Raw genomic sequence first — 14,726 nt, forward strand, 5'->3', positions numbered from 1 at the left:
GAAGAATGAACGACCTTACCAAGTTCACCAACCAGATCGCCAAGCCCGAGACTTTCGACCAGATCCAGATCGGTCTGGCGAGCCCCGAGCGCATCCGCAGCTGGTCCTTCGGCGAGATCAAGAAGCCGGAAACGATCAACTACCGTACGTTCAAGCCCGAGCGTGACGGCCTGTTCTGCGCGCGCATCTTCGGTCCGGTGAAGGACTACGAGTGCCTGTGCGGCAAGTACAAGCGCATGAAGTACAAGGGCGTCGTCTGCGAAAAGTGCGGCGTCGAAGTCACCGTCACCAAGGTGCGCCGCGAGCGCATGGGCCACATCGAGCTGGCCGCGCCGGTCGCGCACATCTGGTTCCTGAAGTCGCTGCCCTCGCGCATCGGCCTGCTGCTCGACATGCAGCTCAAGCAGCTTGAGCGCATTCTTTACTTCGAGAGCTATGTCGTGATCGAGCCGGGCATCACCGCGCTCGAGCGCTACCAGTTGCTCACCGAAGACGAACTGCTCGACGCGCAGGACGAATATGGCGAAGACGCATTCTCCGCCGGGATCGGCGCCGAGGCGGTCAAGCAGATGCTCATGGACCTCGACCTCGAGCAGGAACGCAAGGACCTGCTGGAGGAGCTCGCCACCACCAAGAGCGAGCTGAAGCCCAAGAAGATCATCAAGCGGCTCAAGGTCGTCGAATCGTTCATCGATTCGGGCAACCGTCCGGAGTGGATGATCCTCGACGTGATCCCGGTCATTCCGCCCGAACTGCGCCCGCTGGTGCCGCTCGATGGTGGCCGCTTCGCGACCTCGGATCTCAACGATCTCTATCGCCGCGTCATCAACCGCAACAACCGCCTGAAGCGCCTGATCGAACTGCGCGCGCCGGACATCATCGTGCGCAACGAAAAGCGCATGCTGCAGGAAGCGGTTGACGCACTGTTCGACAACGGTCGCCGCGGCCGCATCATCACTGGCGCCAACAAGCGTCCGCTGAAGTCGCTGTCCGACATGCTCAAGGGCAAGCAGGGCCGCTTCCGCCAGAACCTGCTGGGCAAGCGCGTCGACTATTCGGGCCGCTCGGTGATCGTGACCGGTCCCGAGCTCAAGCTGCACCAGTGCGGCCTGCCCAAGAAGATGGCGCTCGAACTGTTCAAGCCGTTCATCTACGCCCGCCTTGATGCCAAGGGTCTCTCGATGACCCTGAAGCAGGCCAAGAAGTGGGTCGAGAAGGAGCGCAAGGAAGTCTGGGACATCCTGGATGAAGTGATCCGCGAGCACCCGGTGATGCTGAACCGCGCGCCGACGCTCCACCGTCTCGGCATTCAGGCGTTCGAGCCCGTGCTGATCGAAGGTAAGGCGATCCAGCTGCACCCGCTGGTCTGCTCGGCATTCAACGCCGACTTCGATGGTGACCAGATGGCCGTCCACGTCCCGCTTTCGCTGGAAGCCCAGCTTGAAGCGCGCGTGCTGATGATGTCGACCAACAACATCCTCTCGCCCGCCAACGGCAAGCCGATCATCGTGCCTTCGCAGGACATGGTGCTGGGCCTCTATTATCTGTCGATGGACCGTCAGGGCGAGCCGGGCGAAGGCATGATGATGGCCGATATGGCCGAAGTGCATCAGGCGCTGTTCGCCGGTGCCGTCACCATGCACACCAAGATCGTGGCGCGCGTCCCGCAGACCGACGAGAACGGCAAGCAGTACCTCAAGCGTTACAACACGACGCCGGGCCGCATGCTCATCGGCGAATGCCTGCCCAAGAGCAGCACGGTTCCCTTCGAGCTGGTCAACCGCCTGCTCACCAAGAAGGAAATCGCCGACGTCATCGATCAGGTCTATCGTCACACCGGCCAGAAGGACACGGTGCTGTTCGCCGACGCGATCATGGCGCTGGGCTTCCGCAACGCGTTCAAGGCGGGCATCTCGTTCGGCAAGGACGACATGATCATCCCCGACAGCAAGGACGCGCTGGTGGGTGAGACCAAGGAACTGGTCGCCGACTACGAGCAGCAGTACCAGGACGGCCTGATCACCCAGCAGGAAAAGTACAACAAGGTGATCGACGCCTGGAGCCGTTGCGGCGATCAGGTGGCCGCGGCCATGATGGAAGAGATCAAGGCCACTCCGCTGGATGATCAGGGCCGTGAGGCGCAGGTCAACTCGATCTACATGATGAGCCACTCCGGCGCGCGTGGTTCGCCGACGCAGATGAAGCAGCTCGCCGGTATGCGCGGCCTGATGGCCAAGCCTTCGGGCGAGATCATCGAGACGCCGATCATCTCGAACTTCAAGGAAGGCCTGACCGTCCTTGAGTACTTCAACTCGACCCACGGCGCTCGCAAGGGCCTCGCGGACACCGCGCTGAAGACCGCCAACTCGGGTTACCTCACGCGCCGTCTGGTCGACGTTTCGCAGGACTGCGTCGTCACCATCGACGATTGCGGCACCGAGCGGGCGCTCGAGATGCGCGCGATCGTTCAGGGTGGTGCGACGATCGCATCGCTTGGCGAACGTATCCTGGGCCGCACGCTGGCCGAGGACATGATCGAGGCGAAGACCGGCGAAGTGCTGATGCCCAAGGGCACGCTGCTGGATGAGGCTGCGATCGCGAAGATCGAGGCTGCGGGCTCGCAGTCCGCGCGCATCCGTTCGCCGCTGATCTGCGCGGCGCAGGTCGGTGTTTGCGGCACCTGCTACGGCCGCGACCTTGCGCGCGGTACGCCGGTGAACATCGGTGAAGCCGTTGGCGTCATCGCGGCGCAGTCGATCGGCGAGCCGGGCACGCAGCTCACCATGCGTACGTTCCACATCGGTGGTGCGGCGCAGGTGAACGAGCAGTCGAACCTCGAATCGCTGTGCGATGGTACCGTGGTCTACCGCGACATCCCGACCATCACCGACTCGCGTGGTCGCCGCCTCAGCCTTGCCCGCAACGGCGAGATTGTGGTGCTCGACAACGAGGGCCGCGAGCGCGCCATGCACCGCGTGCCTTATGGTACGCACCTGATCCACGAGAACGGGGCTACGGTGAAGCTGGGTGAACGCCTGGCTGAATGGGATCCGTTCACCCTGCCGGTGATTACCGACAAGCCGGGTGTGGTGCGCTATCAGGACCTGATCGACGGCCGCACGCTGACCGAACTGGTCGACGAAGCAACCGGCATTGCCCAGCGCGTCGTGACCGAGAACCGCGCCGGCGGGCGGGCCAAGAAGGAAGACCTCCGTCCGCGCCTGACCCTGCTTGACGAGAATTCGGGTGAAACCGCGCGCTATCTGATGGCGCCGGGTACCACGCTTTCGGTCGAGGATGGCCAGACGGTTCAGGCGGGTGACGTGCTGGCGCGTGCCAGCCGCGAAGCTGCCAAGACCCGCGACATCACCGGCGGTCTGCCGCGCGTGGCCGAGCTGTTCGAAGCGCGCATCCCGAAGGACAACGCGATCATCGCGAAGATCTCGGGCCGCATCGAATTCGTTCGCGACTACAAGGCCAAGCGCAAGATCGCGATCATCCCCGAGGAAGGCGATCCGGTCGAGTACCTGATCCCCAAGTCGAAGGTGATCGACGTTCAGGAAGGCGACTGGGTCAAGAAGGGCGACAACCTCATCAGCGGTTCGCCCAACCCGCACGACATTCTGGAAGTCATGGGCGTCGAAGCTCTGGCCGAATACCTCGTGGCGGAAATCCAGGAAGTCTATCGTCTGCAGGGCGTTAAGATCAACGACAAGCACATCGAGGTGATCGTCCGCCAGATGCTGCAGAAGGTCGAGATCACCGATGGTGGCGACACCACGCTGCTGGCAGGCGAGCAGATCGACCTTGAGGAAATGAACGAATACAACGTCAAGCTCGCGCCGGGCATGCGCCCGGCCGAAGGCAAGCCGGTGCTGCTGGGCATCACCAAGGCTTCGCTGCAGACGCGTTCGTTCATCTCGGCGGCTTCGTTCCAGGAAACCACCCGCGTGCTCACGCAGGCGGCGGTCGAGGGCAAGCGGGACTCGCTGATCGGCCTCAAGGAGAACGTGATCGTGGGCCGCCTGATCCCGGCGGGCACGGGCGCGGGCATGAACCGCCTGCGCGTTGCGGCCACCAGCCGCGATGCCGCGCTGCGCGCTTCGTATCGCAAGCTCCAGGAATCGCTCATCGCCCCCAATTCGGCGGCCGAAGAGCATGCCGCCGAGCTGGCCCAGGGCCCCGAAGCGGCGATCGGCAACGATCCGCTGGCAGCGGTCGAGGGTGAGACCCACGGTCTCGACGCCGATGCGGGTGACTACCTGATCAAGGATGGCGAGGCCTGATCGGCTGACCTGACCTGACTGACCAAGTTGAAAACCCCGTCGGCCCCGGCCGGCGGGGTTTTTGATTTGTTGTCCGAGGCCTACGTATTCAAATCGGTCCGGAATGGGGGTAGTCGCAAGGGCTTGGCCAGTAGGAACCGCGTGACGGACGCCCACTCCGGCGATCTGCTACAGGAGTCCTCTGGCATGCTCAGCGGCATCAAGCTCAGCGACAAGGCACGCCGCGGCGCGCGGCTTCTCATCGGCCTGCTCCTCGCGCTCATCGCGCTCGCCTCGGCCGTGGTCTACGCCATCCGCGCCGATGGCCCGATGACCCAGGGCAGCGCGCTGCAGGCGGAAATTCTTGCGGACGTGCTGCCGCCCCCGGCCTTCGTGGTCGAGCCCTATCTCAATGCTGCGCTGATCGTGCACGATCCCGACCGGGCGGGTCCCTATCTCGGCGAGCTCAAGGACGAGCACGCCGAGTTCGAAGCACGCAAGACTTACTGGAAAACTGCGCCAGTCCCGGAGCAACTGCGCCAACCGCTCGATGACACGATCGCGGCTGCCGAGAGGTTCTGGCAGATCATGGACAGCAAGTTCCTGCCCGCCGTGAAGAGCGGCAATCGCGCTGCGATGGCCGAGGCGTTTTCGATGGACATCGCGCCGATCTATCGCCTGCAGCGCGAGCAGGTGCGCAGCATCGTGGCGCTCAGCCGGACCTACAGCGCCGAGACTGCCCGCACCAATGCCGGGCTAATCGGCCTCGCCCTGTCCGGGCTGGCCGCACTGGCGCTGGCGATGCTGGGGCTGATCCTGTGGAGCGCACGCGCCGCGCAAAAGCTGGTGGTCTTGCCGCTCGTCGAGACGGCGACAACGATGCAGCGCATGGCGGACGGCGATACGAGCATCGTCATCGCAGGCATCGAGCGGGCAGACGAAATCGGCATGGTCGCCCGCGCCATGCACGTATTCCGCGAGGCCGAGGAAGGCCGCCGCCTGGCCTCCACCGAGCAGGCGGCAGTTGTCACCACACTTTCAAACGGGCTGGCCCGGCTCGCGGCCAAGGATCTGGAGCACCAGTTGGACGAGCCGTTCCCCCCTGCCTACGAATTGCTGCGCGAAAACTACAATGCGGCGGTGTCCTCATTGGCGGAAGCGCTGCGGATCGTGCGGGTCGGCACGGCCAGCGTGAAGGGCAGCATTTCCGAGATCGGCGCGGCCTCGCAAGATCTGGCGCAGCGCAACGAAGCCCAAGCCGCGCGCATCGCCGAGACAGCGCGGGCGATGGACGCGGTGACCGGCATCGTCCACGAAACCGCGAATGGGGCGCAGGCTGTCAGCCAGACGATTACCCAGGCCGACCGCGAGGCAGGCGAGGGTGGCGACGTCGTGCGCCGCGCGATCGAAGCCATGGCTGCGATCGAGCATTCCGCGCAGGAAATCGGCCAGATCATCAGCGTGATCGACGGGATCGCGTTTCAGACCAACCTGCTCGCGCTCAATGCGGGGGTCGAGGCCGCACGTGCCGGGGAGGCGGGCAAGGGTTTTGCCGTCGTCGCCACCGAAGTGCGCGCGCTGGCTCAGCGCAGTGCCGATGCGGCGCAGAGCATCAAGGCGCTGATCACCGCCAGCGGTGAGCAGGTCGGCGCGGGTGTCGAGCTGGTGCGCGAAAGCGGGACCCGGCTCGAGGCGATCATGCGGCGAATCGGCGAGATCAGGTCGCTGACCGGCAACATCGCCGGATCGGCGACGCGTCAGGCAGCCAACCTCAGCCAGATCAATGCAGCGATGGGCGAAATGGACCGGATGACCCAGCAGAACGCGGCAATGGTCGAGCAATCCACAGCGGCGACACGCAGTCTTGCTGCCGAAGCCGTCCGCCTCAACGAACTGGTTGCCACCTTCCGCACGCGCGATGTGGCGCGCCGGCCGGCGGCGCTTGCCGCGCCCGATGCGATACGGCGCAAGTCCGCTGTCGAGAATCGGCCTGCTCCGCAGCCGCTCGCACTGGCGAGCTGACCGGATCAGGCCCCGCTCAAGCGTTTTCGCAGGCCATCCGTTCAAGCGCGGCAAAGCTCTCAAGCACGCCCGGATCCGCGAACGGTGCGACTTGCGCGAGGATGACGCCGGCGAGATCGCGATCGGTATCGATCCAGTAGTAGCAGTTGAAGATGCCGGCCCAGTGCAGGCTGCCCGGCGAACGGCCAGCGGGGCCGGTCTCGGTGTTGACGAGGAATCCGCCCAGGGTCCAGCCGCCGCGCTGGCCGGGAAGCGGGTCGAACGCGCTGGCAAAACTCGGCATCGCGGTGGTCATCTCGCCCGCCGAGAGATGCGCGGGGAGAGCATCCTCGCGCGCGATTCGGGCCATTTGCGGAGAGAGCACGCGAACCCCGTCGAGCTCGCCGCCGCGCAGGATCATGCGCAGGAAGCGGGCGTAGTCACCGGCGGTCGAGGACAGGCCGCCGCCGCCGTTGTGATACTCGCCGCCGCCGAGCACCATGCCCTGCGTCTTGAAGCCGCCTTCGGATTCGCGCACATGGACTTGCGCCTCGTTGGCATCCCAGGCGCCGCGGAAGCGGGTCTGGGTCATGCCCAGCGGCCCGGTGATCTCTTTCTCGAACCATTCGCCGAGCGTCATGCCGGTCACCGCTTCGACGGCAAGGCCTGCCCAGTCGATCCCGACGCCGTACTGCCAGTTCGTGCCCGGATCGAACATCAGCGGCAGGTCGAGGCTGGCGCGCTTGCCTGCTGCCATCTTGCCGGTGGCCATGGCATGGCGCAGCAGGTCGGCGTTCATGAAGGTATAGCCGCAGCCGGAGGTGTGGAGCAGCAAGTGGCGCAGCGTTACGGGTGACGCGGCCGGGCGCAGGAGCGGCTTGCCGTCCGCATCGAAGCCGTCCAGCACTTGCGGCTCGGCAAGTTCGGGGAGGGTCGGCCCGACCGGCGCGTCGAGATCGAGCTTGCCGCGTTCGACCAGCTGCAGCACCGCGACGCTGGTAAGCGCCTTGGTCATCGAGGCGATCTGGAACAGGGTGTCCTCGCGCATCGGCACGCCGTTTACCGCATCCGCCTGCCCGAAGGCGCGGGCATAGCGGGTGTCCTTGCTGTCGGTGATCAGGGCCACCGCGCCCGGCAGGTTTGCAGCCGCTACCGCGGCCTCGAATTCAGCGATGCCCTTCATGTCCGGTCCTCTCGTGTTGTGCTGCCCTTCTGCGGGGCAATCAGCGCGGCTTGCGGTGCTCGCCCTTGACCCAGCGGACCGTGCCCGAGCTGGCGCGCATCACGACGCTTTCGGTCGTCATCACCCCGCTCTTGTTGATCTTGACGCCCGCGAGCAGCGAACCATCGGTCACGCCGGTGGCGGCGAAGATGCAGTCGCCCTTGGCGAGTTCCTTGAGATCATAGACCTTGTTGAGGTCCGTGATGCCCCATTTGCGCGCGCGGGACTTCTCGTCCTCGTTGCGGAACAGCAGGCGGCCCTTGAACTGCCCACCGACGCACCGCAGCGCGGCTGCCGCAAGCACGCCCTCGGGCGCGCCGCCGGTGCCCATGTAGAGATCGATGCCGGTGTCCTCGTTGGTCACCGCGATCACGCCCGCCACGTCACCATCCGGGATCAGGCTGATGCCGCAACCCAGCGCCCGCAATTCGGCGATGAGTTCGGCATGGCGCGGCCGGTCGAGCACGCAGACGATGATGTCGCTGGGTTCGACGCCCTTGGCCTTGGCGACGGCGCACACGTTCTCGCCCGCCGTGCGATTGAGATCGATGATGCCGTCGGGATAGCCGGGACCGACCGCGAGCTTTTCCATGTAGACGTCGGGCGCGTTGAGCAGACCGCCCTCTTCGGCGACGGCGAGCACGGCAAGTGCGTTCGGGCCGGCCTTGGCGGTGATCGTGGTGCCTTCAAGCGGATCGAGCGCAATGTCGATCTTCGGGCCCTTGCCGGGCGCGGCACCGACCTTTTCGCCGATGTAGAGCATCGGCGCTTCGTCGCGCTCACCCTCACCGATCACCACGGTGCCGTCCATGTAGAGTTCGTTGAACGCGGCGCGCATGGCTTCCACCGCAGCGGCATCGGCGGCCTTCTCGTCGCCCCGGCCGATCAGCCGCGAGGCCCCGATGGCGGCCGCCTCGGTAACGCGGACCATCTCGAGGACGAGGACGCGGTCAAGTACCTGCGAGGCGGCTGGTGCGGGTCGGATGTCGGTCACGTTGACTCCTGAGGCTCGTTGGCGGAAGCTGCCCTGCCCTAGACGGGAGGATGCAGGGTTGTCGAGGCGCGGAATACTATACAGACGCGCGTTTCGCGCATTCCTATGCGTAAACCTGTCGTTCCTTGCAATGGGGATGGCCCGTGCGCAATCGGCGCCGGCGGCAGACGCGGCACAAACACCTGCCGCAAGTGCCGCTGCGCCAGCGGAATCGGGGGATACTGACAGCAATGCGCAGATCGCCCAGCGCTTGCTCACGGCGGGCCAGCCCAAGAAATGCGAGAAAGCTGGTCCGGACGGCGCGATCGTCGTCTGCGGCGGCCGTGAGGCGAACGAGAAGGAGCGCTTGCCGCTGCGGGATCAGCTCGATTCGGCGCGCTCCACCAACGACGGCCTGCCGCGCGCGCCCAATGTCAGCGGTCTGCGCGATTGCAGCAGGGGCTGTATCGGCTTCGGTTCGGCACCGACGCCGATGTACTTTTTCGACATCACCAAGCTGCCCGAAGCGCCGCCCGATTCGGATGCCGACAGAATCGCGCGCGGGGAGATTCGGGCGCCTTAGGGCAGATTCGGGGTCGCCCGATCATTCAAGGCTCCGGCCATGGCGGGTCAATCCTCGAGGATATGCATCACCAGTGGCGGTGCGCCGAGGCTGGGGGAACCTTCGAGCAGGCGCAGCGCCTCGGCAATCGCGCTTTCGGGGCCTTCGTGCGTGACCATGGCGACGAGCACCTGATCGGCGCTGCCCACGCCCGCGCGGCCTTTCTGGATCAGGCTTTCGATCGAAACCCCGGCATCGCGCATCGCGGCGGTGATCTCGGCCAGCACGCCTGGGCGATCGGCCACGGTGAAGCGGAGGTAGGCCTTCCCGGTGCGGTGGCCGCTATCGGCCGGGGCGGCCATTTCGAGCTCTGCCGCCGGGATCGAGAACGGCGCGCCGATATCGCCGCGCGCGATGTCGATGAGATCGGCCACCACGGCGCTCGCGGTCGGCCCGTCGCCCGCGCCTGCGCCCTGGAACAGCAGGCGGCCGACGAAATTGCCTTCCGCCACGACCGCATTGGTCGCGCCATCAACATGGGCGAGCGGGTGGTCGCGGTGGACCAGCATCGGATGGACCCGCTGGAACAGCCTGCGCTGGCCAGCCTCGTCGACGGCGGTTTCGGCCATGCCGATCAGTCGGATATAGTAGCCCAGTGCATCGGCCTGCGCGATATCGGCGGCGAGCACGCGGCGAATGCCGGTGGCAGCAACCGGCTTGAAATCCACCGCCGTGCCGAAGGCGATGCTGGAGAGAATCGCCAGCTTGTGCGCCGCATCGATGCCGTCGATATCGAACGTGGGGTCGCTTTCGGCATAGCCCTTGGCCTGCGCTTCGGCCAGAACATCGGCGAAATCGCGGCCGGTGTCCTCCATGGTCGAGAGGATGTAATTGCAGGTGCCGTTGAGGATCCCGTAGATGCGGTCGATGTAGTTGGCCGCAGCGCCTTCCTTGAGCGCCTTGATCACCGGGATGCCGCCTGCCACCGCCGCTTCGAACTTGAAGGCGACTTTCGCGGCCTCGGCCTTGGTCGCGAGTTCGAGCCCGTGATGCGCGACCATCGCCTTGTTGGCGGTCACCAGCGCCTTGCCCGCTTCGAATGTGGTGCGGGCCAAGGCGAGCGCCGGACCATCGGCGCCGCCGACGAGCTCGACGACGACGTCGACATCGGGCCGCTCGCCGAGGATCACCATGTCGTCTTCCCACGCGTAAGACGAGAGATCGACGCCGCGGTTCTTGCCGCGGTTGCGCGCGCTGATTGCGCTGATCGTGATCGGCCGGCCCGCACGGCGCGCAATGAGGCCGGCATTGGCCTCAAGCAAGCGGATGACGCCGCCGCCAACGGTGCCAAGACCGGCCAGCGCGATGCGCAAAGGTTCGCTCATGATGATCCCCGTAAAATCTTATGGTGCGCCTTAGGGTAGCTGATCCGCCCTCGCAACCGCCGGTGGTGAGTGTGGATCAGGGTGCCGCGCGCTTGCGAGTGCAGGGGCCGAGATCGGCCAGCACCTGGGCATAGTCTTCCGCAGCGGTTCGCCGGTCGGCCAGCGTGGCGGAGATATTCGCGCGTTCAGGCAGTCGGCCGGGCAGCCCGCAGGCGAGCCGATACCACGCAAGCGTCGCAGGAAGCGGTGCGTGCGCCGCCGAATCGACGATTTCCGTGAAGCTCACGCCCCATGCCGTCGGCTGGCCGGGGCGCCGGAGCACCGAGATCGAGACCGGTGCGCCGGTTGCGGTACCGAGGAAAAGCTGGGTTTCTCCCTCGCCCGCGAGGTTGCCGGCGACATGCAGCGCCTCGCGCACTGCGGTGATCGCGGGCGGAGCATCAGGCCGCGTGGTCTCGGTCAGAATCGCGCGCAAGGTGGCCTCGCGCGCGGGGGTGAGCACCAGCATGGCATCGGGTGCGACAAGCTGGAGCTCGCCCGGTCGGTCGGGCACAGGGCGGGCCAATACCAGCACTTGAGCCTTGCTCAGTCTGGGCGGCTTGCCGCGCGCATCAATTGGGACATCGGCAAGAAATCGGATCGATTCGCCCAGGTTTTCGCCGATCAGCAGCGCCTGCGTGCGGGCCTCCACATAGAGACGGACGCGCCCTGCGGGCAGGCCTGGCGATTCCTCGGGCTTGAGCCGCACGGCCTTGCGCACTTCGGCACGCGCCACGACCTGTGCGGACAGGGCGAGATCGACAAGATCGGCGTATGTCAGGTCCGGATCGGCCTCCAGCCCCGGCGCCATGGAGACAGACAAAGCTGTTTCCTGTCCGTGGCTTGCCGCAGCGTCGCCAAGGCCGAGCGCGGCGGCGGCGAGCAACCGGGCCCACATGGGGAGGGAAGCGTGTTTCCGGCGGGAGCATCTGGTGCGGGGCATACGTGGATCCTTAGAATCGCTGGCGCCGAAAGGCGATGGCGGCGGTGCCAAGACGCGTTTCAGGCAGCGAAACCGTGAATTGAAGGTTAACCGATAAAGCATTTGCGCGCCTTTGGCTTCGGCGTTAAAGCTCGCCGTTGTCGGGGATTTCAACAATGAAAGCCCGCAAAAGCCGCCGCCGGGTTCCTTGCACCCGATGTCGGCGGTCCGGTTTGCCGGCAGGGTGGAATGAAATCGCTGGATTGGCCAATCGCGCTGGATGGGTGATTCCATGCGCGATTCCGTGAACGTAGGCATCCACCGGATGTCAGTCGTTTGCGGAGTATCAGGAGTTTTGGAGCTGAATGGCATACGCTGACCAACAGATGAGCGGTAACAAGATCACCGCGCTCATCATCGTTGCGATCCTTCACGTCGGCTTGGGCTACGCTCTGGTAACGGGGCTGGCTTACGAGGCGTACAAGAAGGTCAAAGAGGTGACCTCGGCGGTCAACATCGAGGAAGAAAAGCCGCCGGAGACGCCGCCACCGCCGCCGCCGCCGAAGGATCAGCCGCCGCCGCCCATTGTGGCGCCGCCGCCGCCGATCACCTTCAACGCGCCTGCGCCGCAGATCGAAACCGTGACTCAGGCGCCGCCTCCGGCTCCGGTGTTCACGACGGCTGCGCCGCCGCCGCCGCCACCGCCGCCGCCCCCCAAGTTCCAGCCGAAAGGTCCGGCTCCGAAGGGCAGCCCTGGCAACTGGGCCACGTCGAACGACTATCCTTCGCGCGCCCTGCGTGAAGAGCGCGAAGGCGTTACCGGGTTCCGCGTGTCCGTTGGTACCGACGGTAAGGTCACGTCCTGCGAAATCACCAAGTCGAGCGGCAGCCCCGATCTCGATCAGGCGACGTGCGACAACGTCCGCCGCCGCGCCCGCTTTGCGCCGGCGACCGACGGTGAAGGCAATCCCACATCCGGTTCGTACACAAACTCGATCCGGTGGGTGATCCCGAAGGACTGATCTGATTGGCGCGGCCCTTCCCCCGGGGAGGGCCGCGACGCCCGAGCTTATCTTTTTGACCCTTTGTACGAAATTTTGAAGAGGAAGACCCGAATGCTCATCCACACGCTCGCCGCAGCTGCCGCTACTGCCGCGCCCCAGAACAAGTTTGGTATCGCGGAAGTTCTGTTCCCCGGCGGCAAGCCCGCCTGGATCCCGCTCTCGACCTTCACCATTCTGGTGTTCATGTCGGTCGGTTCGTTCTTCATCCTCTTCACCAAGTGGGCCGAGCAGTCCAAGGTGCTCAAGCAGCATCAGTCGCTTGCGGGCTTCTGGCGCGCGGCCGGCCTGCGTGATGGCGCTTCGAAGCTCGAGAAGAACTCGGCCTGGCGCCAGATCGTCGACGACGGCCTTTCGGCTGAAGACGCGGCCGGCAAGATGGACGAATCCGAGAGCCACGACTGGATGCACAGCTCGCTGGCCCGCTCGGAAGCTTCGATCAACGCAAAGCTCGCTGGCGGTCTGCCGTTCCTCGCGACCGTCGGTGCAACCTCGCCGTTCATCGGTCTGTTCGGTACCGTGGTCGGCATCTACGGCGCGCTCATCAACATCGGCATCGCCGGTTCGGCCTCGATCGACAAGGTCGCGGGTCCGGTCGGTGAAGCGCTGATCATGACCGCGCTCGGTCTGCTCGTCGCGGTTCCCGCAGTGCTCGCCTACAACTACCTGCAGGCCCGCAACAAGCGCATCGCCGAACTGCTGACCGGCTTCAGCACCGACGTGCTCGCCAACCTCGCCTCGAAGGGCGTGGTCAAGCCTGCCGTCCCGGCTGCTCCGGCTGCCAAGCCCGCCGCTCCGGCTGCGGCACCGGCCAAGAAGTAAGGCCCGAATACGCGGAGGCGAAGATGGGATCGGTGGGCCATTCTCTAGCGAGTTGGCCTGCCACCCCTCCTCGGGAACAACGCGGGTTCCAGCCGGGGCTGCGATGGCTCCAAAAAGCCAGCAAAGACCCGGTTCACCGTGGAAAGATCGGATAGGAACTAACCAATGGCAATATCTGCAGGCGGCGCGGGCGGCGATGAACGCCCAATGTCGGACATCAACACCACGCCGCTCGTGGACGTGATGCTCGTGCTGCTGATCATCTTCCTCATCGCGGTTCCGGTCGCGATCCAGACCGTCGAGAAGCTCAAGGTTCCGGTGCTGCCGTCCGAAGAGACGCAGGACAAGGTCGAGAACCTGCTCGTGACGGTCGTTTCGACCGACGCTGGCGGACGCAGCCCCGGCCAGGGCGGCTATGAAGGCTCCTCGCGGACCGGCACTTGCCGCGTCTACATCAACAACGTCACCCCGGTGGATAACAACGAACTCTACAAGATGGCGTTCGACCGGCTTGATGCGATCGTGAAGCGGGCCGGCGGCGCGCAGAACATGGAGCCTGACAAGATCCCCGAAGTGCACATCCGCGGCGACGTCAATGTGCCCTGGAAGTGCGTTGCCGGCACGATCTACAACGTGCAGATCGCGGGCTATCCCAAGGTCGGCTTCATCTCCACCCCGGTTGATCCGAACGGCTGACGCTAGTCAGCACTGGCGCGACGACACCCGGGCACACGATACCAGACAGGAGTACCTCCCATGGCAATGAGCGGCGGCAAAGACGATGGCTCGCCGATGATGGAAATGAACACGACGCCGCTGATCGACGTCATGCTCGTGCTCCTCATCATGTTCATCATCACCATCCCCGTGGCCACCCACTCGGTCAACATCGACCTTCCGCAGGCGCAGCCGCCGACGACGAATCCGCCGATCAAGACGGATAAGAACAAGCTGGTGCTGACGACGCAGAATGCGATCCTGTGGAACGGCACGCCGATCACCGAGGGCAACCTTGTCTCGCTGCTTCAGGCGACCAAGGCGATGAACCCCGAGCCGGAACTCCAGTTCCAGCCCGAGGAATATGCCTCGTATGAAATCGCGAACCGCATGCTCAAGATCATCACCCAGGTGAAGGTCAGCAAGTTCGGCTTCGTGGGCAACGAGAACTTCGCGACGTTCAGCAAGTAACGACGCGGGCTCTCAGCCACAGATGATCAAGGGGCGGAGCAATCCGCCCCTTTTTCGTGGTCAAGCGCCGTTTCAATCAGGTTTGCGCAGAGATCGCAGCGTCTGCAAAGAGAACGGTTTCGCGCAGAGGCGCTGAGGCGCTGAGGGAAGTCAGTACGAGCGGGTGGCCAGCGGCGCAGGCATATCTGGATCACCAGATGATCTGCCAGCATCAACGCATCATGGCACAAAATCCCGGTGATCACTGCGCGAGGCCGCGCACTATCCGTCTCCGCGTCTCCGCGCG

At 65.1% G+C, this 14,726-nt stretch carries 11 protein-coding genes; 7 read left to right on the plus strand and 4 right to left on the minus strand.

What is annotated here, in order from left to right; translation table 11 throughout:
• The first annotated feature begins 5 nt into the window (after window positions 1–5).
• On the plus strand, window positions 6–4,286 hold the full coding sequence (gene rpoC, locus ACO06X_RS12360; RefSeq protein WP_421836561.1) for a DNA-directed RNA polymerase subunit beta': 4,281 nt from the start codon (window positions 6–8) through the stop codon (window positions 4,284–4,286).
• 186 nt (window positions 4,287–4,472) lie between these two features.
• A complete protein-coding gene (locus tag ACO06X_RS12365) occupies window positions 4,473–6,287 on the plus strand; it encodes a methyl-accepting chemotaxis protein (RefSeq protein ID WP_421836562.1) in 1,815 nt (604 codons plus the stop codon).
• A 16-nt stretch (window positions 6,288–6,303) separates the two neighbouring features.
• Here the strand turns inward: ACO06X_RS12365 and ACO06X_RS12370 are convergent, their stop codons facing one another.
• Window positions 6,304–7,449: a serine hydrolase domain-containing protein gene (locus ACO06X_RS12370; protein ID WP_421836563.1), complete on the minus strand. Its 1,146-nt coding sequence runs from the start codon at window positions 7,447–7,449 to the stop codon at window positions 6,304–6,306.
• Between the two features lie 40 nt (window positions 7,450–7,489).
• The gene (gene glpX / locus ACO06X_RS12375; RefSeq protein WP_421836564.1) at window positions 7,490–8,482 is read right to left on the minus strand and encodes a class II fructose-bisphosphatase; all 993 of its coding nucleotides are present in this window, start codon (window positions 8,480–8,482) and stop codon (window positions 7,490–7,492) included.
• A 136-nt stretch (window positions 8,483–8,618) separates the two neighbouring features.
• On the opposite strand from glpX, the gene ACO06X_RS12380 reads away from it, so the two are divergent.
• Entirely contained in the window at window positions 8,619–9,044 is a 426-nt protein-coding gene (locus tag ACO06X_RS12380; RefSeq protein WP_421836565.1) for a hypothetical protein, read from the plus strand.
• A 47-nt stretch (window positions 9,045–9,091) separates the two neighbouring features.
• Here ACO06X_RS12380 and ACO06X_RS12385 read toward each other — a convergent pair whose 3' ends face one another.
• Both ACO06X_RS12385 and ACO06X_RS12390 read right to left on the minus strand, forming a co-directional pair.
• A complete protein-coding gene (locus ACO06X_RS12385; RefSeq protein ID WP_421836566.1) occupies window positions 9,092–10,408 on the minus strand; it encodes a homoserine dehydrogenase in 1,317 nt (438 codons plus the stop codon).
• 76 nt (window positions 10,409–10,484) lie between these two features.
• Window positions 10,485–11,345, minus strand: coding sequence for a hypothetical protein (locus tag ACO06X_RS12390; RefSeq protein WP_421836567.1), 861 nt, complete (start codon window positions 11,343–11,345; stop codon window positions 10,485–10,487).
• A 389-nt stretch (window positions 11,346–11,734) separates the two neighbouring features.
• Here ACO06X_RS12390 and ACO06X_RS12395 point away from each other — a divergent pair, with 389 nt between their 5' ends.
• The 4 genes from ACO06X_RS12395 to ACO06X_RS12410 all read left to right on the plus strand — a co-directional run bounded on the left by ACO06X_RS12395 (window position 11,735) and on the right by ACO06X_RS12410 (window position 14,440).
• Window positions 11,735–12,391, plus strand: a complete 657-nt coding sequence (locus ACO06X_RS12395) for an energy transducer TonB (RefSeq protein WP_421836568.1) — start codon at window positions 11,735–11,737, stop codon at window positions 12,389–12,391.
• 93 nt (window positions 12,392–12,484) lie between these two features.
• Window positions 12,485–13,252, plus strand: a complete 768-nt coding sequence (locus tag ACO06X_RS12400) for a MotA/TolQ/ExbB proton channel family protein (RefSeq protein WP_421836569.1) — start codon at window positions 12,485–12,487, stop codon at window positions 13,250–13,252.
• Window positions 13,253–13,417: 165 nt separating this feature from the next.
• The gene (locus ACO06X_RS12405) at window positions 13,418–13,948 is read left to right on the plus strand and encodes an ExbD/TolR family protein (protein ID WP_298168106.1); all 531 of its coding nucleotides are present in this window, start codon (window positions 13,418–13,420) and stop codon (window positions 13,946–13,948) included.
• Between the two features lie 60 nt (window positions 13,949–14,008).
• Window positions 14,009–14,440, plus strand: coding sequence for an ExbD/TolR family protein (locus ACO06X_RS12410; protein WP_421836570.1), 432 nt, complete (start codon window positions 14,009–14,011; stop codon window positions 14,438–14,440).
• The last annotated feature ends 286 nt before the right edge of the window (window positions 14,441–14,726 follow it).

The organism is Novosphingobium sp. (assembly GCF_965229225.1).
Taxonomy (GTDB): Bacteria; Pseudomonadota; Alphaproteobacteria; order Sphingomonadales; family Sphingomonadaceae; genus Novosphingobium.

Excerpts from the sequence above, each read along its gene's own strand:
- rpoC (WP_421836561.1), top strand. The coding sequence starts at position 6 with ATGAACGACCTTACCAAGTTCACCAACCAGATCGCCAAGCCCGAGACT.
- ACO06X_RS12365 (WP_421836562.1), top strand. The coding sequence starts at position 4,473 with ATGCTCAGCGGCATCAAGCTCAGCGACAAGGCACGCCGCGGCGCGCGG.
- ACO06X_RS12370 (WP_421836563.1), bottom strand. The coding sequence starts at position 7,449 with ATGAAGGGCATCGCTGAATTCGAGGCCGCGGTAGCGGCTGCAAACCTG.
- ACO06X_RS12380 (WP_421836565.1), top strand. The coding sequence starts at position 8,619 with ATGGCCCGTGCGCAATCGGCGCCGGCGGCAGACGCGGCACAAACACCT.
- ACO06X_RS12385 (WP_421836566.1), bottom strand. The coding sequence starts at position 10,408 with ATGAGCGAACCTTTGCGCATCGCGCTGGCCGGTCTTGGCACCGTTGGC.
- ACO06X_RS12390 (WP_421836567.1), bottom strand. The coding sequence starts at position 11,345 with ATGTGGGCCCGGTTGCTCGCCGCCGCCGCGCTCGGCCTTGGCGACGCT.
- ACO06X_RS12395 (WP_421836568.1), top strand. The coding sequence starts at position 11,735 with ATGGCATACGCTGACCAACAGATGAGCGGTAACAAGATCACCGCGCTC.
- ACO06X_RS12400 (WP_421836569.1), top strand. The coding sequence starts at position 12,485 with ATGCTCATCCACACGCTCGCCGCAGCTGCCGCTACTGCCGCGCCCCAG.
- ACO06X_RS12405 (WP_298168106.1), top strand. The coding sequence starts at position 13,418 with ATGGCAATATCTGCAGGCGGCGCGGGCGGCGATGAACGCCCAATGTCG.
- ACO06X_RS12410 (WP_421836570.1), top strand. The coding sequence starts at position 14,009 with ATGGCAATGAGCGGCGGCAAAGACGATGGCTCGCCGATGATGGAAATG.